18 protein-coding genes, 1 pseudogene and 1 riboswitch are annotated in these 24998 nt (G+C 69.8%); of the genes and pseudogenes, 11 read left to right on the top strand and 8 right to left on the bottom strand.

What is annotated here, in order from left to right; genetic code table 11:
- Positions 1 to 2096: 2096 nt before the first annotated feature.
- Positions 2097 to 2811: pseudogene (locus ACSMXR_RS01435) on the bottom strand (HNH endonuclease family protein).
- A gap of 1231 nt (positions 2812 to 4042) precedes the next feature.
- The gene (locus ACSMXR_RS01430; RefSeq protein WP_473171019.1) at positions 4043 to 4180 is read right to left on the bottom strand and encodes a hypothetical protein; all 138 of its coding nucleotides are present in this window, start codon (positions 4178 to 4180) and stop codon (positions 4043 to 4045) included.
- 361 nt (positions 4181 to 4541) lie between these two features.
- On the opposite strand from ACSMXR_RS01430, the gene ACSMXR_RS01425 reads away from it, so the two are divergent.
- Positions 4542 to 5219 (top strand): PDDEXK family nuclease, encoded by a 678-nt coding sequence (locus ACSMXR_RS01425; RefSeq protein WP_473171018.1) that lies wholly within the window; start codon positions 4542 to 4544, stop codon positions 5217 to 5219.
- Between the two features lie 223 nt (positions 5220 to 5442).
- Here ACSMXR_RS01425 and ACSMXR_RS01420 read toward each other — a convergent pair whose 3' ends face one another.
- Complete coding sequence (locus tag ACSMXR_RS01420) at positions 5443 to 6243, bottom strand: hypothetical protein (RefSeq protein WP_473171017.1); 801 nt, start codon at positions 6241 to 6243, stop codon at positions 5443 to 5445.
- A 422-nt stretch (positions 6244 to 6665) separates the two neighbouring features.
- Between ACSMXR_RS01420 and ACSMXR_RS01415 the strand changes: the two genes are divergently transcribed.
- The 6 genes from ACSMXR_RS01415 (at position 6666) to thiI (ending at position 13274) form a co-directional block, all read left to right on the top strand.
- On the top strand, positions 6666 to 7085 hold the full coding sequence (locus ACSMXR_RS01415) for a TOBE domain-containing protein (protein ID WP_473171016.1): 420 nt from the start codon (positions 6666 to 6668) through the stop codon (positions 7083 to 7085).
- Positions 7086 to 7257: 172 nt separating this feature from the next.
- A complete protein-coding gene (locus tag ACSMXR_RS01410; RefSeq protein ID WP_473171015.1) occupies positions 7258 to 7851 on the top strand; it encodes a molybdopterin-dependent oxidoreductase in 594 nt (197 codons plus the stop codon).
- Between the two features lie 111 nt (positions 7852 to 7962).
- A riboswitch (cobalamin riboswitch) is annotated at positions 7963 to 8186 on the top strand.
- A 170-nt stretch (positions 8187 to 8356) separates the two neighbouring features.
- Positions 8357 to 8785 carry a class Ib ribonucleoside-diphosphate reductase assembly flavoprotein NrdI gene (gene nrdI / locus ACSMXR_RS01405; protein WP_218527121.1) on the top strand — a complete coding sequence of 143 codons (429 nt, stop codon included), beginning with the start codon at positions 8357 to 8359 and terminating at the stop codon, positions 8783 to 8785.
- Positions 8782 to 10962, top strand: coding sequence for a class 1b ribonucleoside-diphosphate reductase subunit alpha (nrdE, locus tag ACSMXR_RS01400; RefSeq protein ID WP_473171014.1), 2181 nt, complete (start codon positions 8782 to 8784; stop codon positions 10960 to 10962). The genes nrdI and nrdE overlap by 4 nt, the downstream gene beginning before the upstream one ends.
- Before the next feature lie 35 nt (positions 10963 to 10997).
- Positions 10998 to 12020 (top strand): class 1b ribonucleoside-diphosphate reductase subunit beta, encoded by a 1023-nt coding sequence (nrdF, locus tag ACSMXR_RS01395; RefSeq protein WP_473171013.1) that lies wholly within the window; start codon positions 10998 to 11000, stop codon positions 12018 to 12020.
- Positions 12021 to 12023: 3 nt separating this feature from the next.
- The gene (gene thiI / locus ACSMXR_RS01390; RefSeq protein WP_473171012.1) at positions 12024 to 13274 is read left to right on the top strand and encodes a tRNA uracil 4-sulfurtransferase ThiI; all 1251 of its coding nucleotides are present in this window, start codon (positions 12024 to 12026) and stop codon (positions 13272 to 13274) included.
- Here thiI and ACSMXR_RS01385 read toward each other — a convergent pair.
- The 3 genes from ACSMXR_RS01385 to ACSMXR_RS01375 all read right to left on the bottom strand — a co-directional run bounded on the left by ACSMXR_RS01385 (position 13271) and on the right by ACSMXR_RS01375 (position 16793).
- A complete protein-coding gene (locus ACSMXR_RS01385) occupies positions 13271 to 13780 on the bottom strand; it encodes a DUF4430 domain-containing protein (RefSeq protein ID WP_137230953.1) in 510 nt (169 codons plus the stop codon). The genes thiI and ACSMXR_RS01385 overlap by 4 nt on opposite strands.
- A gap of 338 nt (positions 13781 to 14118) precedes the next feature.
- The gene (locus tag ACSMXR_RS01380) at positions 14119 to 15252 is read right to left on the bottom strand and encodes a bifunctional 2-methylcitrate synthase/citrate synthase (protein ID WP_473171011.1); all 1134 of its coding nucleotides are present in this window, start codon (positions 15250 to 15252) and stop codon (positions 14119 to 14121) included.
- A 20-nt stretch (positions 15253 to 15272) separates the two neighbouring features.
- Entirely contained in the window at positions 15273 to 16793 is a 1521-nt protein-coding gene (locus ACSMXR_RS01375) for an MmgE/PrpD family protein (RefSeq protein WP_473171010.1), read from the bottom strand.
- Positions 16794 to 17063: 270 nt separating this feature from the next.
- Between ACSMXR_RS01375 and ACSMXR_RS01370 the strand changes: the two genes are divergently transcribed.
- Positions 17064 to 18524, top strand: a complete 1461-nt coding sequence (locus ACSMXR_RS01370; RefSeq protein ID WP_137230959.1) for a short-chain fatty acyl-CoA regulator family protein — start codon at positions 17064 to 17066, stop codon at positions 18522 to 18524.
- Positions 18525 to 18558: 34 nt separating this feature from the next.
- Here ACSMXR_RS01370 and ACSMXR_RS01365 read toward each other — a convergent pair whose 3' ends face one another.
- A complete protein-coding gene (locus tag ACSMXR_RS01365; protein WP_137230961.1) occupies positions 18559 to 19038 on the bottom strand; it encodes a CGNR zinc finger domain-containing protein in 480 nt (159 codons plus the stop codon).
- A gap of 106 nt (positions 19039 to 19144) precedes the next feature.
- Here ACSMXR_RS01365 and ACSMXR_RS01360 point away from each other — a divergent pair, with 106 nt between their 5' ends.
- Positions 19145 to 20026, top strand: a complete 882-nt coding sequence (locus tag ACSMXR_RS01360) for an alpha/beta fold hydrolase (RefSeq protein ID WP_381854364.1) — start codon at positions 19145 to 19147, stop codon at positions 20024 to 20026.
- Positions 20027 to 20034: 8 nt separating this feature from the next.
- Here the strand turns inward: ACSMXR_RS01360 and ACSMXR_RS01355 are convergent, their stop codons facing one another.
- Positions 20035 to 20718: a GntR family transcriptional regulator gene (locus tag ACSMXR_RS01355; protein ID WP_473171009.1), complete on the bottom strand. Its 684-nt coding sequence runs from the start codon at positions 20716 to 20718 to the stop codon at positions 20035 to 20037.
- 139 nt (positions 20719 to 20857) lie between these two features.
- Here ACSMXR_RS01355 and ACSMXR_RS01350 point away from each other — a divergent pair, with 139 nt between their 5' ends.
- Both ACSMXR_RS01350 and ACSMXR_RS01345 read left to right on the top strand, forming a co-directional pair.
- Positions 20858 to 21706: an isocitrate lyase/PEP mutase family protein gene (locus tag ACSMXR_RS01350; protein ID WP_473171008.1), complete on the top strand. Its 849-nt coding sequence runs from the start codon at positions 20858 to 20860 to the stop codon at positions 21704 to 21706.
- Positions 21707 to 21900: 194 nt separating this feature from the next.
- Positions 21901 to 24819 carry an AfsR/SARP family transcriptional regulator gene (locus ACSMXR_RS01345; RefSeq protein WP_473171007.1) on the top strand — a complete coding sequence of 973 codons (2919 nt, stop codon included), beginning with the start codon at positions 21901 to 21903 and terminating at the stop codon, positions 24817 to 24819.
- Positions 24820 to 24998 lie beyond the last annotated feature (179 nt).

Raw genomic sequence — 24998 nt, 5'->3', positions numbered from 1 at the left:
GTGTCTGCGCTCTGGAGAAGCAGTGTCTCGGTTCCTGCGGAAGTTCGTTCTGCGACGCGAGGTCCTCCTCGAGGTATCGCGCGTGGTGGTCAGCACGGCACTCCGTGTCCTGATCAACGAACTCGTCAGCTGGCTCTTCTGAGCCAACGGCGACGGATCCCAGAGATCCGTCGCCTCTCAACACGGCGAGGATGTCCCGCTGGCTTCCGAGGTATCCCCACTACGGCTATACCTTCCCGCGCGTCCAGCAAAGGTATCCGCGCGAGCGAGGTATAGCCGGCGCCTGGGTTGTGAGGCCTGCTTTCTCCGTCGCGTAGTCGGCTTTTGGGTGAGCGGCGGCGAGCCGGTGTCGCGCGACACCCCGCGTGGCGCGTTGCTTCAACATCCGTTCCTTGAAACGTGAAGAGCGTGATCGTTGCGCCGTGCGCGAGAGGGCGTGAGCCGGTCACGATCGGGGCCGACGGCAGCCTGATCGTGTGTTCCTGTGCGGGAACGGGGGCGACCCGGTGTTTCGGCCTGCGACCTAATCCTGTCGGCAGTGCTTTTCCGCGTGAGCGGAGATAGGCCGGAGGTACTACGGGACGGGTCGGGGGGTGCTCTCCGCGCAAGCGGAGGTGAGCCGGCGCAGACACCGGCCTTGCCCGCACCAAACTTGTACTCTCCGCGCGAGCGGAGGTGAGCCGCGGGGCGGGGACGTCCTGGGTGTCATCTGGGAGTGGTCTCCGCGCGAGCGGAGGTGAGGCGACGGTGGTGGTGATCCCGTGTACCGTCACCTGGTCCTCTCCGCGCGAGCGGAAAGTGAGCCGTCCGTACTGACCGACACGCTGAACACGGTGTTGCGCTCTCCGCGCGAGCGGAGGTGAGACGTCGTACGCGTGGAGCCAGCACTGGCGGCACTCGTGCTCTCCGCGTCAGCGGAGGTGAGCCAGAGTCTGGCGGCACCCCCACCCTGGACTACGAGTGCTCTCCGCGCGAGCGGAGGTGAGCCGCGCGACCTGGCCCCGATACATCCGGGCTGTGAGTGTTCTCCGCGCGAGCGGAGGTGAGCCGAGGATCAGCAGGTCGACCCTGATACGTGCCGCGTGCTCTCCGCATGAGTGGAGGCGAGCCGTACCTGGGGTCAGGGCTGTACCTGTGCGAGCGGAGGTGAGCCGGTCGGCCACTGTCCAGCCCTGCTCGTGGCCCTGTGCTCTCCGCGCGAGCGGAGGTGAGCCGCAGTACTGCACGTGCCGCATCCGCTTGATGACGTGCTCTTCGCGCGAGCGGAGGTGAGCCGGTGTTCCGGAACGGCCCGTACGTCATGGGTTTGTGCTCTCCGCGCGAGTGGAGGTGAGCCGCTGGGGCGTCCGTGGAAGACGGACAAGCTGCGGTGCTCTTCGCGCGAGCGGAGGTGAGCCGTCCGAGAGCTGGTCACGCAGCCGGTGAAGTCAGTGCTTTCCGCGCGAGCGGAGGTGAGCCGCCGTGCTTCCGGATCCCGTGCCCCGACCCGGTGTGCTCTCCGCGCGAGCGGAGGTGAGCCGATGGAAAGCAAGGGGACCGCCGAGGTCGGCCTGTGCTCTCCGCGCGAGCGGAGGTGAGCCGGACCTCCTGCCCACCGTCCAGGGGTTCGTGACGTGCTCTCCGCGCGAGCGGAGGTGATCCGAACATTCACCCCTACGTCGAACAGGTCGAGAGTGCTCTCCGCGCGAGCGGAGGTGAGCCGAAGGCGTCCACTCGGGCCACTGACCTGGTTCAGTCCTCTCCGCGCGAGCGGAGGTGAGCCGCACCAGACCTGCGGGTCCTTCACGGCCGCCATGTACTCTCCGCGCGAGCGGAGGTGAGCCGATCCGCCGGGGAGACCGGCTGTCGTCCAGGACGTGCTCTCCGCGGGAGCGGAGGTGAGCCGGTTCAGCCCCAGCGGTCGGAGTCGTTGGCGGTGTGCTCTCCGCGCGAGCGGAGGTGAGCCGAAGGTCGGCAAGGACGTCGATCGGTTGCTGCCGTGCTCTCCGCGCGAGCGGAGGTGAGCCGCCTAGAACAACGAACAGGCACACAGGGCAGAGGCGGTAGAGGGGAACGATGCTCTTCTCGAAGATGGACAGGGGCGGATGCCCTCTACGTTACGAGGCGGGCCCGTACTCGACGGTCGAGTCGGCGCACTGTTCGGCGAGGTCGAGGAGGGCAGCCTGCTCGGTCTGGTCCGCGTTGAGGTTCCAGCGGAGCTTCGTGGCGGTCCAGTCGACCAGGTAGGTGCAGGTCGCGGACTGGGCGGGCGGCATCCACTGGGCCGGGTCCTTTCGGCCTTCGACGGGTTGGTCTTCGCGGTCACCGCGACCAGCGACCGCTCGGCGTCGAGGTCGTTGGCGTAGGCCTCGCGGCGCTCGGGCGTCCAGTCGTGGGCGCCGCTGTCCCAGGCTTCGGCGAGCGGGACCATGTGGTCGATGTCGAGTTTCTTCGCGTCGCTGACCTCGACCTCGTCGTAATACGACAGCCAGGTGCCGCCGCTCAGCGTGCACCGGGCCCCCTGCTCGGGGGCGGTGACCGCTTCGGCGAGGAGGACTTCCTGGCGGGCCGGGCAGCCGTCGTCATCCTCGTCGACCCAGTGCTTGAAGGAGTCGCGCTCGTACCCGGTGCGCTTTTCCTCGGCGACGGGGATCTTCCTGATGGCCTCTGCGAGGGCCAGGCCGCCCTTGTCCGGGGTTCCGCCGGGCGCGCCGGACGGTGCGGTGGTGCCGGTGGGGGGGCGTCGGCCTCCACAGGCTCGGTGGAGCAGGCGGTCAGGGTGGCAGTGGTGAGCAGGGCGGCGGACAGGAAACCGAGGCGGCGCAGCGACACGAGGCACTCCAGCGGGTTGGGGCTGATGCGCGATCATGCTCGCAGCTCAGAAGCACCCCTGAGGTCGCGTCACTCGTTCGAGCCTCGGGTTCTAGCCATGTGGTGCGGCGGCTGCCGTTCACCGAGGCTTCGTCACAGTCGGCGCTGAACGGCTGGCGGGCGGTCGGGGCCGGAGGGCGGCATCGGGTGCGCGGGTGGGGCGCGGTGGAGTCTTCCGCGTCGACTGGCAGTGATGTGGGTCACTCTGCCTCTTTGCTATGTTTGCGCGAATTCACGCTCTGGTGGGCTCCGTTGGAAGGTTCGCTGGTGGTGAGGTTGGCGTTCAGTGGCGCGGGGTGGTTGTCGTTGCTGGATAAGCAGTCGGGAACATCTGTATGTCACCAGGGTTTCGCTCTGGGTGACATTCTTCGGGTTGCCACTGCACGCCAGCGCGCTCGGGATCGTCGTTGTGGTGAAGGCGCACTCCGGCGCACTCCCGGGCACTCCAGCCGCTGCCCGGACCTTTCCAGGAGAGGGGCCAACGCCTGTGACGACCCAACTCGTAGGTGCCCTGACGATCCTCGCCCCGGTGCCACAGGCCGTCGGTGCCGGCTCCGAGCCCGTGCTCGGGCGTCTCGTTGCCGCCGGTGCGCGTACCGGTGTCGGCGAGATGATCCGTCACGAGCGGGGGGTCGGCCGGTGACCCGAAGCCGCAGCCGGAAGACTCCCGCCGCGCCTGCCGTGACCGCAGCCGACCGTCCGGACCTCTCCATCGGCGACCGGGTTCGAGCAGCTGCACGCGAGCTTCCACCGCAGTGGGCCAGGAGAGCGGGGGCTGTCGGGGGCGGAAGGCGCTCCTCCGCATGTCGCTGTCCACGTGGGCGGTGGACAGCGCGGTCTGAATCGACGCTAACGACCTTTCGCCCACAGGGAGGACGACAGAATTCGGCGTACAGCCCGACTCGTCTGCCGCCACCTGCGGTTTTGCCTCAGGAAGGGCCTCTGACCTGTGTCGGAGGCCCTTCCTGATCTTTCAGCAGCTTGCTGCGTTAGGCGGCGAAAAGTCCCTCGGAAGTCCCTGGGGCAGAGCTGAAAGTCCCTGAAAAGTCCCTGGGATGGAGAGGGGGAGGGACGACTCGCGAGGGCCGCTCGCTCTTCTGTCGCCGTCGACCTCGACACAGACACAGCGAACAAGGCACTGGCGATCGGCCGCAGCATGGATTCCGCGCTGGTGAAGCGGGCGCGTAGCCGGTCATGCTCCTCGATAGGAGATCATGTTGCCGTCCGGCCGGTATCTTTGGTCCAGAGTGCCGTTCATGAAGACGGGTTGCCGTTCGTTGAGCAGAGTGCCCATGGTGCCGTCGACCTTGCCGACAGAGATCGACCACATGCCAGCGTAGGAGCCCCTTCGTCTACGACGTCAAGGTCGACCTGCTCGACGGTGCCCGTGTGACGGTTCCGGCCCCGCGGACGACGAAGGCGTTTGGGTCGCCGGGGACGAGGGCTGAGTGATGTCGAACCCGAAGGCGCCATAGCCTCCGGTGTGGGTTCCGGCCTGGGTGCCCTTGACCCACAAGGTGGGGGAGAAGTCCACCGCGCCGAAGTTCCGCTGGATGTGGCGCCCGGTCCAGTCCGCCGGGACCATGAAGGTGCGTGCTACCAGATCCGGTCGTACGCGGTGGGATGCCGCATGACGCCCGACAGCGGTCAAACCGCAGAGGGGCGCATATCTGAATCAGAACGGAGACGCCGTGACTGACTTCCCCGGAGACGGCGAGCCCATCGAAGCCATACCGACGCTGTACAGCGGCACCACCTTCCGTTCTCGGCTCGAAGCCGACTGGGCCTGCACCCTTGACACCCAAGGCATCCGCTGGCAGTACGAGCCCGAACAAATCACCCTTCCGTCAGGGGTGCATTACTTGCCGGACTTCTGGCTGCCCGAGATCGGGACATGGCTTGAGGTCAAGGGGCCAGCGACCCCCCGCAAGGAAAAGGCCGTCGAGTTGGGCAAGGCGCGAGCCTGCGGTTGTGACGGCCCCTGCTCCTGTGCGTGGCCCGGTGGAGAGATGGTCCTCCCTGGCTGGGTCGCGGAACGCACCCACGGCGACATCAACGTGGCGCGCAGCCGGTCGGGCTACGCCAGCTGGGCCGCCGCTCACGGGCCCAGCGCGTACTTCGCGTTGTGTCCCTGGTGCGGGCTCAGGCAGTGGATCACCCTGCGCCGTCCGTGGCAGTGCCGCGCCTGTTGCCGCGATCTGGAAAGCGAGGAGCTCTACCAGCCCCACGACCGTGTGCTGCCTTTCGGGGGCGGCTCGGGGTGGTCGCCTGCGGACACGGTGGCCATCCGCAGGGATATCGCCGATCATATAGCTGAGGCAGAGGTCGCCGAGTCGGACTTTCGCTGGGAGGCCCTGTACGAAGAGTGAGGGCGCGGAAGCGTAGTGCTCGCGCATTCGCGGGTGAAGGTCCACCCTCGCCCGGCACCGACCTGACACCGCGCGGCCGTCACGAGGCGACGGCACTTCGGCAGCTCCGAGGCCGGCCGGGGCGGAGCTGGACCCCGCGGGTCTGGAACAGATCCGCGCGCCCGGCGCTTCCATCACTTGGCGGCCCGAATACCGCGGGGGCGTCTCCGCCGAAATTGGCTCATCATCCCCGCCGCAGACCAACAGGCCAGCGAGGGCGCGATACTTCGACCTGGACACACTGTGCGCGTGCCTGGCCGTTCCCATCGATTTGCTCGGTAATGCGGTACACGTCGTCGGCCACCAGGCGTTCGGTGTTGGCGGCGTACGCTTCACCGTTTCGGTGGCCGCACCCGGACATGAGGTCGATGACGACGCGCAGCCCATCCGATCCGGAGGCCTTAATGGCGTGAATTTCTTCGATGGTGGGGATGGTTATCGGATTGGGTACGTACTCTGGCGGGACGACGCCATCGAACGGATCCTCGTCCATGCCGCCTCGGCGAAGCGCGTCAAGGAGGATTTTCTTGAGCGTGTCCAAGGCGTTCTGTTGCGTGGCGAGCCCGACCCCCCGGTCTTCCATGGAGAGAATGAAGTCTTCGATGGCCGTGGAAGAAAAGGTGTTGACGCGACGGGAATCGAGAATCGGTAGGATCTGGCTGTCCAGGAGTTGATTCACCGTGCGTATACTGCCGGCCGCGTAGTGCCGCTGCCGTGGGAGCCATGATGCGGCGTACTGACCGAACCGCTGCTTCCCTATTTCCCGCTTCAGTTCGGCTTGCTGGATGGGTGTGCGACGCTTCTCGCTGTAGATGGCCGTCAGGCGGTCGAGGGCGTCATCCTGTGTCGGGAAGCCCGACTCTTCCACCTGACGCCCCGAGCTGTTGCGGAAGCGAATGGTGTACAGGTGTGAGCAGCGGCCCTGGTGCTTGCAGGCGCAGGACTTGAAGAAGTTGCCCATGCCGCGGACAAGTTTGGTCGCCAAGGTGTGCCCTTTCCTGACTTATGCTGGGTGTTTGCTGACCTGGGGTCCCACAGCATGGCCCTGACCTGCGGCCGCACCAAACTGGAGGACGTTGATCAGCATCTTCATGTCTGTCTCCTAACGAACGTGGCAGAGGCCTTGTCGAACCGCGTTCTCGCCGGTGCCTCGGTGTGCGCCGCGGGTGAGTGATCGGGGTCGGTCGGTGCGTCTCTCCACGATCCTGCCGACAACCCGTGTCCGACGCCATCCGCGGAACGAGTTGCGGAGTTCGATGCGGACACGTATTGCGAGGTGATTACGCCCGTTCGGCTGGTGGATGCGACGCGTGCCGTGGAAGAGGAATTTCTCTCCGGTAGCGTCGGCGGAAACGCAGGTCACAGAAGTGACATCTGTTGGTTTCCGGCTTTGCGAGGCGTGTTCCCATGACCCTGTCCATTCGTAACCAGCTGCCCGGCACCGTCACCGCCGTCACCACGGGCGAAGCCATGGCGTCGGTGAAGGTGCGCCTGGCCGGTGGTCAGCACATCACCGCTGCCATCACCGCCGACGCGGTCAAGGACCTGGGCCTGGCCGAAGGATGCGCGGTCAGGGCCCTCGTGAAGTCGACCGAGGTCGCCCTCGCGACCGGCCCGGTCGAGGGAGTCTCCATCCGCAACCAGCTCACGGGCTCCGTCACCGACGTGACGACGGGCGGAGCCATGGGCTCCGTGAAGGTCTCCGTCGAGGGAGGCGAACTGACCTCGGCCATCACCAAGGACGCTGTCGAGGACCTGGGCCTGAAGGTCGGCACCTCCGTCGTCGCCCTGATCAAGTCGACCGAGATCTCCCTCGCCTCCGCCTGAGGCCCTCCCGGCGGGGTTCAGGAGGCCCGGGGCGAGATGGGTACAGTGGATCTCGTTCAAGAGGGCAATCCGCCTCGGTGGCTCACATCTGACAGGTGAAGCCCGGATCTGATCTCGCTGATGCGGTTCTCCGCCGGGCACGGTTGCCACCATGCGATGGGTGAGGTGTGCGGTGCGAGGTGAAGCCCTTCCTCCGGGGCAGCGCGAGGCCAAGGGGTGGCCGGTCTCCCACTACGGGCCCGTGCCCAAGTTCCGGGCCGACCGCTGGAGCCTCCAGGTCTTCGGCGCCACCGCGACGGGGGAGAAGCACTCCTGGACGTTCGAGGAAGTGACCGCCCTCCCCAAGGCCACGATCACCGCTGACCTCCACTGCGCCTCCGGCACGTCGACCCTCGGGCACGAGTTCTTCGGGGTGCCCGCCTCGGTCCTCCTGGAGCTCGCGCCGCCCGCACCGGACGTCACCCATGTCATGGCCTGGGCGGAGTACGGCTACAGCGCCAACCTGCGCCTCGCCGACTTCACCTCCGACCGGACGCTCATGGCCACCCACCGCAACGGCGAATCCCTCACCGCCGAGCACGGCTTCCCCCTCCGGCTGGTCGTGCCCCACCTCTACGGCTACAAGGGCCCCAAGTGGCTGCGCGGCATCGAGTACATGACCCGGGACCGGCGCGGGTTCTGGGAGGAACGCGGCTATCACAACATCGCCGACCCCTGGACCGGGCAGCGCCACTCGTACCAGGAGGAAGAGCGGCCCCAGGGGTGACTGACCCGGTACGGGTCGCGCCGTCGAGCCGCTCACGCAGGAGTTAGGTATACCTAACTTTTCCACGCAACACAACATCTGGGGTTGCGTGCATCGCCAACCCTCCAGATGTAGTGTTGGCGTTGCTGGTGGTTCGCGGGGCGCAGTGGCGTCCCGCGAGGCAAGAGGGAACCCGGTGAAAATCCGGGACTGCCCCGCAGCGGTGAGCGGGAACGACCGCCGTCACACGCACTGGGCCCGAGAAACGGGCCCGGGAAGCGACGGCCACTAGGTGTTCTGGCGTACGTCGGAACAGGCCCGCGAGTCCGAAGACCTGCCACCGGCGCGTGCATCCGTCTGCGGTGCGCGCGCTTCGAGGCCCCGAGGGAGGGTCGCGTGGCCGTCGTACGGAGCCGGGCCCGGCATGTCTTCCTTCGCGCCGCCCCGCTCTCCGCCTCGCGTGCCGCCGCTCCTCTCCGGTCCTCGGACGACGGAGACAGGAACGAGCGAGAGGAGGCGGCGACCGTTGAGCGGTCTGATCTATTTTTCCAGTGTCTCGGAGAACACCAAACGCTTCGTGGAGAAGCTGGAGTTGCCCGCCACCCGCATCCCCCTGCACCCGCGTCGCGAGGGCATGCCCGAGGCCACCGGGCCGTACGTCCTGATCGTGCCGACCTACGGCGGCGGTGAACGCGCCGGAGCGGTCCCGAAACAGGTGATCCGCTTCCTGAACGTCGAGGCGAACAGGGCGCTGCTGCGCGGAGTGATCGCCTCCGGGAACACCAACTTCGGCGTGGACTACTGCCTGGCCGGCCGGGTCATCTCGGCGAAGTGCGGGGTCCCGGAGCTGTACCGATTCGAACTGCTGGGCACGGACCGCGATGTCCGTGCCGTGAGGGAAGGGCTGCGGAAGTTTTGGACACGACAGGAACCCTTGGCACGGCCGAGGGCATGAGCACCATCAGCACGACGATCACCGCACCGCTCACCGCGCCGCCCGCCGGGCGTGAGTCGGTCGGCACCCGCCGGGACTACCACGCGCTCAACGCCATGCTGAACATGTACGACTGCGACGGCCGCATCCAGTTCGACCAGGACCGCGAGGCCGTCCGGCAGTACTTCCTCCAGCACGTCAATCCGAGCACGGTGGAGTTCGGGTCGCTGAAGGAGAAGATCGACCACCTGATCGGCAACGACTACTACGAGGAGGCGCCGTTCCGGCGCTACGACTGGAGCTTCCTGGAGGGCCTGTACCGGCAGGCGTACGCCCACGGGCACCGCTTCCGTACCTTCCTCGGGGCGTTCAAGTACTACACCTCGTACACGCTCAAGACGTTCGACGGCTCGCGCTTCCTGGAGCGGTACGAGGACCGCGTCGTCGCCACCGCGCTCTTCCTCGGCGCCGGGGACGAGCAGCTGGCCTCCGCGCTGGTGGACGAGATGATGTCCGGCCGCTTCCAGCCCGCGACGCCGACCTTCCTCAACGCGGGCAAGGCACAGCGCGGCGAGCTGGTCTCCTGCTTCCTGCTGCGCGTCGAGGACAACCTGGAGTCCATCGGACGCGGCATCAACTCCGCCCTCCAGCTCAGCAAGCGCGGCGGCGGAGTGGCGCTGCTGCTGACGAACCTCCGTGAGCAGGGCGCGCCGATCAAGAAGATCGAGAACCAGTCCTCCGGTGTCGTGCCCGTGATGAAGCTGCTGGAGGACTCCTTCAGCTACGCCAACCAGCTCGGCGCACGGCAGGGCGCGGGCGCGGTGTATCTGCACGCCCACCACCCCGACATCATGCGGTTCCTGGACACCAAGCGGGAGAACGCGGACGAGAAGATCCGCATCAAGACCCTCTCGCTCGGCGTGGTCGTGCCCGACATCACCTTCGAACTCGCCAAGCGCAACGAGGACATGCACCTGTTCTCGCCGTACGACGTCGAGCGCGAGTACGGAAAGCCGCTCTCCGACCTCTCGGTCAGCGAGCACTACGACGACCTGGTCGCCAACCCCCGGATCCGTAAGTCCGTGCTGAGCGCGCGGGAGTTCTTCAAGACGATCGCGGAGCTCCAGTTCGAGTCCGGCTACCCGTACCTGCTGTTCGAGGACACGGTGAACCGGGCCAACCCGATCCCCGGCTGGATCAACATGTCCAACCTGTGCTCGGAGATCCTCCAGGTCAACACACCCAGCACCTACGACGCCGCGGCGAACTACGAGACCGTCGGCAAGGACATCTCCTGCAACCTCGGCTCGCTGAACATCGCCGCCGCCATGGGCTCCGGTGACCTCGGCACGACGGTGGAAACCGCCGTACGCGGACTGACCTCCGTCTCCGACCAGTCGGACATCGACGCCGTGCCCTCCGTGGCCCACGGCAACGAGCGCTCGCACGCCATCGGCCTGGGCCAGATGAACCTGCACGGCTACCTCGCCTCGCAGCGCATCCACTACGGCAGCGAGGAGGGCGTCGACTTCACGAACCTGTACTTCTACGCCGTCGCCTTCCACGCCCTGCGCGCCTCGAACCGGATCGCGATCGAACGGGGCACCGCCTTCGACGGGTTCGAGCACTCCGCGTACGCCGACGGCTCGTACTTCGACAAGTACACCGAGCGTGCCTGGGAGCCGGCCACCGACCGGGTCCGCACGCTCTTCGCGCAGGCCGGTGTCCGGCTGCCGACCCAGGACGACTGGCGGGAGCTGAAGGCGTCCGTCCGGGCGCACGGCATCTACAACCAGTACCTCCAGGCCGTCCCGCCCACCGGATCCATCAGCTACATCAACGACGCGACCGCCTCCATCCACCCCGTCGCCGCCAAGATCGAGATCCGCAAGGAAGGCCGCCTCGGCCGCGTCTACTACCCGGCCCCGCACCTGGACGACGACAACCTGGAGTACTTCCAGGACGCGTACGAGATCGGCTACGAGAAGATCATCGACACCTACGCGGCCGCCACCCAGCACGTCGACCAGGGGCTCAGCTGCACGCTGTTCTTCCGGGACACCGCGACCACCCGCGACCTCAACAAGGCGCAGATCCACGCCTGGCGCAAGGGCATCAAGACCCTCTACTACATCCGGCTGCGCCAGGAGGCGCTGGAGGGCACCGAGATCGAGAACTGCCTCTCCTGCACCCTGTGACCGCCCGCCGCCGCCCGCACCCGAAGGTACCCACGATGACCACCACCCCCGCCCCGGTGACCGACGTCTCGGTCACCCCGCCGTCCTACCGCCACGACCCGGCCGCCCGGCTCCGCCCGATCAACTGGAACCGCATCACCGACGAGAAGGACCTGGAGGTGTGGAACCGGCTCACCGCCAACTTCTGGCTGCCCGAGAAGGTCCCGCTCTCCGGCGACCTCGCCGCCTGGCAGCAGAAGCTCGCCGCCGAGGAACGCACCCTGACCATGCGGGTGTTCACCGGTCTGACCATGCTCGACACCCTGCAGGCCACCGTCGGCGAGATCGTGCAGATCCAGGACGCCCGCACCGAGCACGAGGAGGCGGTGTACACCAACATCGCCTTCATGCAGGCCGTGCACGCCCGCAGCTACTCCTCGGTCTTCTCCACCCTCTCCAACACCGCGGAGATCGACGACGCCTACCGCTGGGCGGTCGGCAACGACGTACTCCAGCAGCGCTGCAAGAAGGTCCTCGCGCACTACTACGGCGACGACCCGCTGAAGCGGAAGGTCGCCTCCACGCTCCTGTCCTCCCTCCTGCTGTACGCGGGCTTCTACCTGCCGCTGCACTTCTCCACGCACGCCCTGCTCACCAACACGGCCGACATGATCCGGCTGATCCTGCGGGACAAGGCCGTGCACGGCTACTACTCCGGCTACAAGTACCAGCGCGGTCTGGAGAAGCTGTCCCCGGCCGGGCAGGAGGCCATGCGGACCTTCACGTACGAGCTGCTGGAGGAGCTGTACGAGCTGGAGCTGCGGTACTCCGGTGAGCTGTACGAACCCCTCGGCCTGATGGACGACGTGGCCGTCTTCGTCCGCTACAACGCGAACAAGGCCCTGATGAACCTCGGCTACCCGGCCCGCTTCGGCGGGGAGGAGACGGAGGTCAACCCGGAGATCCTGGCCGCGCTCTCCCCGGGCGCCGACGAGAACCACGACTTCTTCTCCGGCTCGGGCTCCTCGTACGTCATGGGCAAGGCGGAGGACACCGCCGACGACGACTGGGACTTCTGAGCGATGCCCACCTCAGTCACCGGCAGGCTGCCCGCGCCCCGGGCCGCCGGCCCCGGTTCGCCGGGCCCCTGCGTGCTGCTGAAGCACGGCGAGGTCTTCCTCAAGGGCCGCAACCGCCACCTCTTCGTCGAGAGGCTGCACGACAACCTGCGCGTCGCACTGCGCGGCATCAGCGGCTCCACCTGGATCAAGACCGCCCAGAACGTGACCGTGCTGGGCGGCGAGGTCCCCCGGGAGGCGCTGGTCGAGCGGGCGCGCAGGGTGATCGGCTTCAACGCGGTCGAGCCGGCCGTCCGCGTCCCCAGCGACCTGGAGGCCATCGTCGCCGCGGCCGTGGACGCCCTGAGCGGCCCCGAGCGGCACGGGACCACCTTCGCCGTACGGACCAAGCGCCGGGACAAGCGGTTCCCCCTGACCTCGTCCCGCGTGGACGCCGAGGTCGGCGCCCGCGTCCTGGCGGCGGTACCCGGCCTGCGGGTCGACCTGGCCCGGCCGGACGTCCGCCTGACCGTGGAGATCGACCGCAAGGAGACCTACGTCTCCTGGGAACGCCTCCCCGGACTGAGCGGGCTGCCGGTCGGCAGCAGCGGGCGCGCCCTGGTGCTGCTCTCGGGCGGTTACGACTCGCCCGTCGCCGCCCACCGGGCCATGCGCCGCGGCCTGGCCTGCGACTTCGTCCACTTCAACGGAGCGCCGTACACCACCCCGGCGTCCGTGTACAAGGCGTACGCGCTGGCGCGCGAGCTGAACCGCTACCAGCCGCCCGGCGACCTGCACGTCATCGCCCTCGGCAAGGCGCAGAAACAGCTCGCCGTGGCAGGGGCGGGCCGGCTCCAGGTCGTCGCACAGCGCCGCCTGATGGTGCGTACGGCCGCCGCCCTCGCCGCCCGTACCGGCGCCGAGGCCCTGGTGACCGGCGACAGCCTCGGGCAGGTGGCCAGCCAGACGCTGGCCAACATGGCCGCCGTGGACGAGGCCGCGACGCTGCCCGTGCTGCGCCCGCTGCTCGCCTGGGAGAAGCAGGAGATCATCGACGAGGCCCGCTCCATCGGCACCGCCGACGTCTCCGTACTCCCCGACGAGGACTGCTGCGGTCTGCTGGCCCCGCCCCGGGTCACCACCCGCGCCGGGCTGCCCGGACTGCGCCTCGTCGAGCGGCGCCTCGACCTCGACGAGGTGGTCGAGGCGCTGCTCGATGCGGCCCGGGTGATGAAGCCCGGCGCGGAAGAGGGGGAAGAGACGCAGAGCGACTAGAACGACGTCCAGGTGAAAGCCACTTGGTCACCGGCGGCTATCTCGAACTGGCAGCCACCGACCGGGGTGGGCGTGCCGTTGACCGCGATGTTCCAGTAGGCGGAACCGCCTCCGCTCACGTTCTTGATGGTGTCGACGGAGAAGTCGTCGAAGGACGCGTACCAGGCCCCGTCCCAGGTGAATCCGTTCTTCCGGGCGGCGTCGTCCAGGGCGGCGGTCGGCGTGGGGACCTTGGACGGGTTCGCGCCGCCGTTGGTGCCGTCGCACGTGTGGGTGCCGCCGGTGGCCGTGGTGACGTCGTGCCCCTTGGTTCTGACCTTTCCCTTGAACAGCAGCCCGTCCGGACCCTGGACCGTGACGGTCACCCTGACCGCCTTGTTGGTGTTCGTCGCGGGCTGTGCGTGTGCCGGTGCCTCTGTCTGTGCCAGCGCCACGGAAGGGGTGGCGAGGGCGAGGGCCAGGGCGACCGAGGTGATCGCGGAGCGGTGGGTGAGTGTCCGGCGCATGGAGTGCCTTCCCGATGGGATCTTCGGGTCTGCCGGCACGAACCCGCCGACGCTCACCCGCGCGCACCACGCGCGGTGTCCCTCGGGGCAGCGCGTGGAAGTGCCGGGCCGGGCTGGGGCTTCGTCCTGCAGACCATGACAGTGAGAAGCGGTGCACACCGCACCTCCGGGTACTCCGACTCACGGCGTGCGGAACGCCGTTCACGGTTGCAGGTCAGCGCCGGATTCCCACCGGCTTCCCCCAGCTGTGCGTGCATTCTTTTGTGGGCCCGGGCCGTGAGGTCCGGGCAGAACGCATCGTAGGGCCGGGGGAGGGCCGCTCGGGGGCGAACGCCGATTCAGGCGGCCGGCACCGGACGCTGCTCACGGCCGTCGTAGGAGGCGAGCGGCCTGATCAGGGCGTTGTGGGCGAGCTGTTCGGTGATGTGGGCGGTCCACCCGGTGATGCGGCTCATCACGAAGATCGGCGTGAAGAGCGGGATGTCGAAGCCCATCAGGTGATACGCGAGCCCGGCCGGATAGTCGAGGTTCGGGTGGATGCCCTTGCGGGTGACCATGGCGTGGCGCAGGGCCGCGTGCAGCGTGGCCATCCGGGTCACCTCCGGGTCGCCCGCCCGGGCGACCAGACGGTCGAGGGCCTCCTGCATGATCGGGACCCGGGAGTCGCCGTGCTTGTAGACGCGGTGGCCGAAGCCCATGATCTTCCGCCGGGAGGCCAGCGCCTCGTCCAGCCACTCGCCGGCCCGCCGCGGGTCGCCGATCTCGTTCAGCATGTGCATCACGGCCTCGTTGGCCCCGCCGTGCAGCGGGCCCTTCAGCGCGCCGATCGCCGCCGTCACCGCGCTGTAGAGGTCGGAGAGGGTGGAGGTGACGACCCGTGCGGTGAACGTCGAGGCGTTGAAGCTGTGTTCCGCGTACAGCGTGAGGGAGATCTCGAAGCAGCGGACCACTTCCGGGTCGGGCACCGAGCCGAAGCACATGTGGAAGAAGTTCTCCGCGTACCCCAGCTCCGGGTCCGGCGCGATCGGCGCGAGACCCCGGCGGCGGCGCTGGTCGGCGGCGACCACCGTGGGCAGCTTCGCCAGCAGGGCGAGGGACTTGGCCCGGTTGGCGGCGAGCGTGCCGTCGTCCTCCAGCGGATCCTCGGCGCCGAAGAAGCTGACGGCGGTACGCAGCACGTCCATCGGGTGACAGGTGCCGGGCAGCCGGGTCAGCAGCTCCAGTGTGCTGCGGTCCAGCGGACGCAGGGCGCGCTCGCGGGCCTGGAAGTCGTTGAGCTGGGCGCCGTCGGGCAGTTCGCCGTGCCACAGGAGGTACGCGACTTCCTCGAAGGACCGGTGGGCGGCCAGGTCCTGGACCGGGTAGCCCCGGTAGGTCAGGGAGTTGGTCTCCTGGATGACGGTGGAGATCTCGGTGGTGTCGACGACGACACCGGCCAGACCGCGGCGGATGTCCGGTGCGGTGACGCTCATGAGGTGTGCCTCCGGATCGTTCATCGGAACAGGCCCTGGGGGAGGGTGGCGTTGTGGGCGGCGACGGACTCGGTGTCCACGGCCGGGAAGAGTCCGTCCAGGCCGGCGGTGGACAGCTCGGCGACGCGCTCGGCGGCGAGAAGGAAGCGGTCCTGGGCGTCCGGGGCGACGATTCCCTCGGCGAGGGTGCGGAACTTGCCCGCGTAGGCGGGCCGGTCGAAGGGGCGCGCACCGGCCGGATGGGCGTCGGCGACGCCGAGTTCGTCCTCGACCACCGAGCCGTCCTCCAGGGTGACTTGGATCCGGCCGCCGAAGGCCCGGCGCTCCGGGTCCGGGTCGTGGTAGCGGCGGGTCCACTCCGGGTCCTCGACCGTGGTGACCTTTTGCCACAGCGCGACGGTCTCCGGACGGCCGGCGCGCTCGGGGGCGTAGGAACGCTCGTGGTGCCAGCCCCCGTCCTCCAGGGCGACGGCCAGGATGTACGGCGCCGAGTGGTCCAGGGTCTCCCGGCTCGCGGTGGGGTCGTACTTCTGCGGATCGTTCGCACCGGAGCCGATGACGTTGTGGGTGTGGTGACTGGTGTGCAGCACCACGGAACGCACCCGCTCCAGCGGCCCGGTCTTCTCCCGCAGCCGCCGCGCCAGGTCGATCAGCGCCTGGGCCTGGTACTCCGCGGAGTGCTCCTTGGTGTACGTGTCCAGGATGGCGCGCCTGGCCTCGCCGGGCTCGGGCAGCCGGACGGTGTAGTCGGACCCCGGACCGTCGAGCATCCAGGCCAGGAAACCGTCCTCGCCCTCGTAGACCGGCGACGGGGAGGTCTCGCCGCGCATGGCGCGGTCGACGGCCTCGATCGCGGCCTTGCCGGCGAAGGCGGGGGCGTACGCCTTCCAGCTGGAGATCTCGCCCTTGCGGGACTGCCGGGTGGCGGTGGTCGTGTGCACCGCCTGCTGCACGGCCTGGTACACGGTCTCGGTCGGCAGCCGCAGCAGGGCGCCCAGGCCGCAGGCCGTCGCCGCGCTCAGGTGGGCGACATGGTCGATGCGGTGCTCGTGCAGGCAGATGCCCTTCACCAGGGCGACATGCACCTCGTAGGCGGCGACGATCCCGCGCAGCAGATCGGCGCCGGAACGCCCGGTGTGCTGGGCGACCGCCAGCAGCGGCGGGATGTTGTCGCCGGGGTGCGAGTAGTCGGCGGCGAGATAGGTGTCGTGGAAGTCCAGCTCCCGTACGGCGGTGCCGTTGGCCCAGGCCGCCCACTCGGGCGAGACCCGGCGGGCGGAGCCGAAGACCGACGCGCCGGGCGTGGCGGCGGAGTGCGCGAGGGCCTGGGCGCGGGCGACGGCGACCGGGCGGCGCAGCAGGGAGGCGACCGCGACGGATGCGTTGTCGACGATCCGGTTGGCGGCCATGGCCGACGCCTCCGGATCGAGCTCTCCGGCCTCCTGGGTGCCGGTGGCGACGACGGCCAGCTTCCAGGCGAGCTGCTCCTCGCGGGGCAGCCGGGCGGCGCTGGGGTGGACGCGTACCTGGTGGTCGATCAACGGGACTCCTCGCAGAACGTGCTCGGTGATGTCGGAGCTGACGTCAAGGACAGTGCCCGCTCCGGAGCCCCGCGACCACCTGTCGAATCTGTGGAGCCGCTACAGGAATGAGCTGCGAATCTGCGAATGTTGCGAAGGAGGCGGATGCTATGTTCGCAAGTACTTCCACACCGGCGCGCCGCCCCGTACGCGGCTTCCGTACGCCGCCCGCGTGGCTCGCCCCGTACGCCGCACCCGGAAGGCACCCGACCAGGAGGGACCAGGGACCCCGTGGCCCGACGAGCGACCGAGCACAAGGTCTACGCGCACTCCAAGCTCCGCCGCCTGCGCCGCGAGCGGGGCATGAACCAGGTCGACATGGCCCGCGCCCTCGGTATCTCCGCCAGCTACGCCAACCAGATCGAGCTGGGCCAGCGGCCGCTGACCGCGAGCGTGCTGCTGCAGATCGCGAAGGTCTTCGGAGTCGACGCGGAGTTCTTCTCCGAGGCCGCCGGGGACCGGCTCGCGGCCGATCTGCGCGCGGCCCTGGCCGACGAGGCGTGCGGGGTGACGGTGCCGGCCGTCGAGGAGATCGCCGAGGCGGCCCGCGACCACCCGGAGGTGGCCCGCGCGCTGGTGGCCCTGCACCTGCGCTACCGCGAAACCGCCGAACAGGCGGCCGCGCTCGCCTCGCCGGAGACCGGACGGACGCTGCTGCCGCCGGCCGAGCCGCACGACGAGGTACGCGACTTCTTCTACGCCCACCACAACCACTTCGGCCCCCTCGACACGGCGGCCGAGCACACCTCCGAGGCCCTCGGCCTGCGCCCGGGCCGGGCCGCCGACCCCCTCACGACGCTGCTCGCCGAACGCCACGGCGTCCACGTCGTCCAGGCCGCACCGGGCCCGGCCGCCGACGCCCGCCGCTACGACCCCGACACCGGCCTCCTCTTCCTCTCCCCCTGGCTCAGCGACGGCCAGCGGGCCTTCCAGCTCGCCACCCAACTGGCCTTCCTGGAACAGCGCCCGCTGATGGACCACCTCGCGGACAGCGCCCCGGAGCTGACCTCGCCCGAGTCGGCCGCGCTGGCCCGCATCGGCCTGGCGAACTACTTCGCCGGCGCCCTGCTCATGCCGTACGCCGTCTTCCACGCCGCCGCGGAATCCGTCCGCTACGACATCGAGCTGCTCTCCGCCCGCTTCGGCGTCGGCTTCGAGACGGTCTGCCACCGCCTGAGCACCCTGCAGCGCACCGGTCACCGCGGAGTGCCGTTCTCCTTCCTCCGGGTCGACCGGGCCGGGAACATCTCCAAACGGCAGTCCGCGACCGACTTCCACTTCTCCCGCCTCGGCGGTACGTGCCCGCTGTGGACGGTCTACGAGGCGTTCTCCGCGCCGGGCCGGACCCTGACCCAGGTCGCCGAAATGCCGGACGGCAAACGCTACTTCTGGGTCGCCCGCACGATCACCCGCGGCGGCTACAGCCACCACGCCCCGCGCGCCGAGTTCGCGGTCGCCCTCGGCTGCGAACTCCGCCACGCCCACCGCCTCGTCTACGCCGAAGGCATCGCCCTCGACGACCCCAGGGCGGCGACCCCGATCGGCCTCGGCTGCCGCATCTGCGAACGCCGCGACTGCGCACAGCGGGCCCGGCCCCCGGCGGGCGGCCGGCTCGCCATCGATCCGGACCGGCGGACGTATGTGCCGTATCCGGTGGAAGGCACCGGACTCCGCAAGCCCGAGGATTCTTGAGGGCCCTGGGCGTCCCCAGGGGGTGTCTGACGATTCAGCGGGTGCGTTCGTAGTGCCGACGCGCCTTCTCGCGGTTGCCGCAGACGGCCATCGAGCACCAGCGGGCGCGGTTGGCGCGGCTGCGGTCGAGCAGGAACAGTCGACAGGTGTCGTTGGCGCAGGGGCGCAGCCGGCCGGGCATGCTGTGCTCGATGTCGGCCCAGGCGAGCACCGCCTCGACGGCCGGCCGGGCGTGCGGGGGAGTCGCGACCGTCCACCGAAGGCCCTGCGAAGTGACCTCGGGTATCTGGTGGACCCCTTCCAGCAGCGGGCCCAACGCGGCGGGTGAACGCTTTCCGCGCACCACGTCCCGCAGGACGTCCCGCGCCTCGCGCAGCAGCGCCAGTTCCGCGTCGCTGCCGTCGCCGCCGTGCTCACGCGCCCAGCGCCTGCCTTCGGCCGGGTCGCCGAGCGCATCGTGCTCCTCGCCGTTGACGAGTGGCCTGCTGTTGAGCAGGTCCAGCAGGACGTCCATCGGGTGCCACCGCCTTCCTAACCGGATCGAACCATTTGACAGGTTAGACGATCCCGTGCTTGCCTGGCGAGTGACTAACCGGATCAAACGCGTAAAGGGGTTAGAGATGAACTCGGTGCACCATCGGACCGCGACCGTCGACGGTCATGGGATCCACTACCGCGAGGCCGGCCCCGCCGACGCCCCCGCGATCGTCCTGCTGCACGGCTACCCGACCAGTTCGTTCATGTTCCGCGAACTCATCCCGCTGCTCGCCGACCGCTACCACGTCATCGCGCCGGACCACCTCGGCTTCGGCCACTCCGACGCCCCCTCGGCGGAGGAGTTCGACTACACCTTCGACGCCCTCGCCGAACTCACCTCCGGCCTCCTCGATCAGCTGGGCCTGGACCGCTACGCGCTCTACGTCCAGGACTACGGCGCCCCCATCGGATGGCGCCTCGCGCTCAAGCACCCCGAACGGATCTCCGCCCTCGTCACCCAGAACGGCAACGGCTACGAGGACGGCTTCGTCGACTCCTTCTGGGCCGGCCTCTGGGCCTACGGGGCGAACCCCGGCCCCGACACCGAACCCGGCGTCCGTGCCGCGCTGAGCCCCGACGCCATCCGCTGGCAGTACGTCCACGGCGTGCCCGACCCCAGCCTGATCAGTCCGGACACCTGGGAGCACGACATCGCCCTCGTCTCGCGCGAGGGCAACGACGAGATCCAGCTCGCGCTCTTCCGCGACTACCGGAACAACCGCCCGCTCTACCCGCTCCTGCACGAGTTCCTGCGCACCAGTGATGTCCCGGTGCTCGCCGTGTGGGGCCGCAACGACGAGATCTTCGCGCCGGAAGGCGCGCTGGCCTTCGCCCGCGACGCCAAGGACGTGGAGGTGCACCTGATCGACGGCGGACACTTCCTGCTGGAGAGCCACCTGGACGTCGTCGCGGGCTACCTCCGCGGCTTCCTCGGACGCGTGCTGCGGCCCACCCCTCACCGGTGAGCTCATGATCAATGCATCTGGGCCGCCGTCGGATCCGTCCGGCCCACGTCGTCGGCCATGGCCTCAAGGATGTTGCGCAGGCTGTTGTTGATGTGCGCGGCGGTGAGCTCGGCGGCGCGCCGCTCGTCCCCGTCGGCGATGGCGCCGCAGATCAGCGCGTGCTCCTCGGCGGAGCGCAGCAGCCTTTCCGGCGTACGACGGGCGATCCGGCGCAGTCTGCGGAGCTGGGTGCGCAACGAGCGCACGGCACCGGTCAGATGCGGATTCCCGGCGACATGGTCGGTCTGCTCGTCGAGCCGCTGGGCCAGCGCGTAGTAGTCGTCGATCCGCGCCGTCGTGGCCGCCGCGGCGAGCGCGGTGTGCCGCTCGCCGAACTCCCGCTCCAGCTCGCGGAAGCCGGTGCGATGCGGTGCGCGGGCACACAGGCGTGCCGCATAGGTTTCCAGCGCCTCGCGGAGCTGGAAGAGGTGGCGTACGTCCTCCAGCGCGATCTCCATGACGAAGGCTCCGCGGCCGGGCACCATCCTGACCAGACGGTCTCCGGCCAACTGGTGCAGCGCCTGGCGCAGGGGAGTGCGCGAGACTCCGAGGCGCTCGGCGAGCCGGATCTCGCTCAGGTGGGTGCCGGGTGCCAGCTCCCAGTCGACGATCTCCTCGCGGAGGCGTTCGTAGGCGCGTGTGCTCTGGTTCATGGGCTCCCCTGTGGGTGCGGCCGTCTCACGGTCCTCGCACGTCGGACCGCGGCGGCTCCTGTATACAGTCTGTATACAGGAAGCCCGGTCGAAGCGGCCGGGCACCCATCAGCAGGTCAACACCGAGGAGCCCATCCCTATGCGCCCCACGACCAGCCTCCGCCGGATGATCGAGAGCGACGACGTCCACCTCGCCCCCGGGGCGTACGACGGGCTCACCGCGAGGCTGGTGGAGGAGAGCGGCAGCAAGCTGCTGTACGCGAGCGGGGGAGCCATCGCCCGTAGCCGCGGGGTGCCGGACATCGGGCTCCTGGGCCTCACCGAGGTCGCGGACCGGCTGGCGCAGATCGTGGAGGTGACCGGCCTGCCGGTCATCGCGGACGCCGACACCGGCTTCGGCAACGCCGTGAACGCCGTCCGCACGATCCGGCTCTTCGAGCGGCTGGGCGTGGCCGGGCTGCACATCGAGGACCAGACGTTTCCCAAGCGCTGCGGACACCTCGACGACAAGTCCCTGGTGAGCACGGAGGAGATGACGGCGAAGCTCCGGGCTGTCGTCGCCGCGCGCCAGGACCCGGACTTCGTGGTGATCGCGCGTACCGACGCCATCGCGACGGAAGGCCTGGACAGCGCGATCGAGCGCTCGCACGCCTACCTGGAGGCGGGCGCGGACGTCATCTTCGTCGAGGCCCCCGAGACCGTGGATCAGATCGAGGAGATCGCCGCGCGCATCCCGCAGCCGAAACTGATCAACATGTTCCACGGCGGAAAGACCCCGCTGGTCCCCCGGGACCGCCTGCGCGAGCTGGGGTACCGCCTGATCATCGTCCCCTCGGATCTCCAGCGCAGTGTGATCACCGCCGTCCGGCAGACGCTGGAGGCGATCAACCGGGACGGCGACAGCTCCGCGGTGCGCGACCGACTGGCCTCGTTCGCCGAGCGCGAGCGCATCGTCCGCACCACGGAGTACCTCTCGATCGGGACCTGAACGGCCCGGAGGGCTTCGTCGTGTCGCGGCCGGCCGGCAGCGCGATCGGAACAGACGCGGCCACGTGGCCGGGAACCGCCGTCAACCCGCCCGGGTTAAGGCTTGCGGCAGCCTCTCACGCTGCGCTGCAATTCCGTTGAAGCAACGATGAAGTGATGTGAAGCCGGCTGAAGTCGGCAGGGGCAGGGGGGTACGTGGCGGACGGTGACGACGGGCGGCTGCGGCTCGGCCTGCTCGGGTCGCTGTCGGCGTACCGCGGCGGACGGCGGCTGGATCTGGGGCCCGTACGCAGGCAGGCGGTCCTCGCCGCGCTGGTGCTGCGCGCGGGCAGCCGGGTGAGCCACCGGGAGTTGCTCGACGACGTGTGGGGCGAGAGCCCGCCGCCGACCGGCGTACGGGTGCTGCCCAGCCATGTCTACTCCCTGCGCCGATCACTGGACGCGCAGGGCACGGCGGCAGGGGCGTCCCTCATCCGCAGCGGCAAGGGCTGGTACCGCTTCGAGGCCGAGGGCGTCCGGCTCGACACCGTCGAACTGGCCGCCCTCGGACGCCGCGCCCGGAGCGTCAAGGCATCCGCCGGACCGGCCGCCGCGCAGGCCCTCTTCGACGAGGCGCTCGGACTGTACGGAGGAGAGCCTCTGGCCGGCCTTCCCGGCCGCTACGCCGGGTCGGTCCGCCGACAACTGGAGGAACAGCGGCGCACCCTGCGGAAAGGGCGGCTGGAATGCCTCTTCCTGCTCGGCCGTTCGCCCGAAGCCGTCGAGGAACTGGCCGAGTTGACCGCGTCCTGCCCCTTGGACGAGGGGCTGCTGGCCATCCGCGTAAGGGCGTTGTACAGCAGCGGGCGCCAGGCGGAGGCCCTCGACGCCTTCCACGCGCTGCGCGGCCGGCTGCGCGAGGCGCACGGCGCCGAGCCGGGCGAGGAGTTGCGCAGCCTGTACGAAGCCGTGCTGCGGCAGGACGACACCGTCCTTCTGCCGCCCGCCGTCACCGTCGCCCCGGCCCCCGACCCCTCGCGGCCACCGGTGAACGAACTCCCCGGTGACGTAGGACCGTTGGTGGGCAGGCAGGAGGAGCTGGCGCTGCTCGCCGAGCCGGGACCTGCCGGGAACGTCACGGTCCTGGCGGTGGACGGCACACCGGGCATGGGCAAGACCCGGCTGATCGTCCAGACCGCCCGGCACCTCGTTCCCCGCCACCCGGACGGCTGTCTCTTCCTGGATCTGCGCGCCCACGCGACGGGACAGCCGCTCTCCCCGCGAAGGGCCCTGGCCCGCATGCTGCGCACCCTGGGCACGGTCGGCGACCGGATCGGCGACGACGAGGAGGAACTGGTCGCCGCCTGGCGCACGGCGACCAGCGGCCTGCGTCTCCTGCTGGTGCTGGACGACGCGCTGGACGCCCGGCAGGTCCGGCCCCTGCTGCCGTCCGGTCCGGGCAGCACCGTCATCGTGAGCAGCCGACGGCGGCTGGCCGGCCTGGACGCGACCCGCCGGATCTCCCTGGAGCCCCTGCCCGACGACGACGGCGTACGTATGCTCAGCGGCTTCGTCGGAACGGACCGGGTGGAACGCGAACCGGACGCCGCGCGTGAACTCGTCCGGCTCTGCGACGGGTTGCCGCTCGCCCTGCGGATCGCGGGTACCCGGCTCCAGACACGGCCCGAGTGGACCCTGGCGCACATGGTGGCCCGGATGGCCGATGACGGGGACCGGCTGGAGGAGCTGAACGCCGACGACCGGAGCGTCGCGGCCGCCTTCCAGCTCTCCTACGAACACCTCCCGCCACAGCAGCGGCGGATGTTCCGTGTCCTTGGCCTCGCGCCCACCGTCGAGTTCGATCCGCTGACTCCGGCGGCGATGCTGGACCTGCCGGCCACCGAGGCGGGCCGGGCCCTGGAGCAGCTGGTCGACGCGGGCCTCCTGCGGCAGCCGCGGCCCGGCCGCTACCGGCTGCACGACCTGGTCCGGGCCCACGCACGCCGCCTGGCCGCGGCCACCCCCGACCTCTCCCGGCCGGTCGGCGCGGCCGCCCTGCGACTCCACCTGGACGCGGCCCGGATGGCCAGCGACTGGGGCCCCCAGGCGTTCCCGGCCACCTCTTCCACGGAAAGCTCGGCTTTCGCCGACTGGCGGTCCGCGGCGGACTGGCTCGACGAAACCGGGGGAGAGATCGTCGACGTGGTCGGCCATGCCTTCGTGCTCGGCGAGAGCGACCTGCTGTGCTGGATCGCCGAGGCCCTGACCGACTACCTCACCGGCCGCGGCCGCTACCACGACGCCCGTACCATCCTCGAAGTCGCCCTCGAAGCCTCACGGGACTGCGGCGACCGGCGGATGGCGCCCACGCTGCGCAACTGCATGGGCCTCACCGAACTCTTCGCCTACCGCACCGACCGGGCGCGCATCTGGTTCGAGGAGGCCGCCGAGGTCAGCCGCCGGCTCGGCGACGACCGCGAGCTGGCCCGGGCGACCACCGGGCTCGGCACCGCCGCACTCCAGGCGGGAGACATCGGCGCGGCCGACGCCCACACCACAGCGGCGCTGAAGGCCATTCCGCCGTCCGACGACTGGGGCGCGTCCACCGTGCACGCCTCCCTGGGCTTCGTACGGATCGCACAGGAGCGGAAGGAGGACGCGCTGGACTGCTTCCGCGCCGCGCACGCACGAGCCCGCATGGTCGGCCGGCCCCGGGTGCTCAGCCGCACCCTGACCTGCATGGCCGACGCCCACCTCGCCCTGGGGCGACCGCACGAGGCGACCCCTCTGCTCCGTGAGGCCGCCGTCCTGGCCCTGGACGCCAAGGACCTCCTGCTCCAGGCGCTGACCCTGGCCCGCCTGGGCACCGCGATCCATCAGGAGGGCGACCCGAACACCGCCCTGGCCCACCTCGACCGGGCGCTCGCCGTACAGCGGAGCCTGCGGCCGGAGGACGAGCCCCAGCGCGACAGACTGGAGATGGACATCCGCTGCCGGCTCGGCCGGGCCCACCTCACGGCAGGACGCCCGGACCGGGCCCGCCAGGAGTTCCGGGCCGCTCTCGCCCTGCCCCGTTCCGCCACGTACGAGCTCGAACGCGCCCAGGCCGCACAGGGTCTCCGGGCCTGCTCATGACCGCCACGTCCGGTGCCGGCGGCGGTCACCCCGCCCCGGGGCGGACGTCGGGTGACCGGGCTCGCCGATCCGCCGTAAGGGCGTTCGGTTAGGCTGGCCTTGCCTGGGCGCAGGACCCGGGCAGCACAGGACCCGGGCGCGCGGGTTCGGGTTCCGGCGTCTCGTACGGGACCCGGCGG

The organism is Streptomyces sp. DSM 106670, from assembly GCF_055792845.1.
The sequence above is the reverse complement of the archived record's forward strand: the minus strand, read 5'-3'. Positions and strand labels throughout refer to the sequence as shown.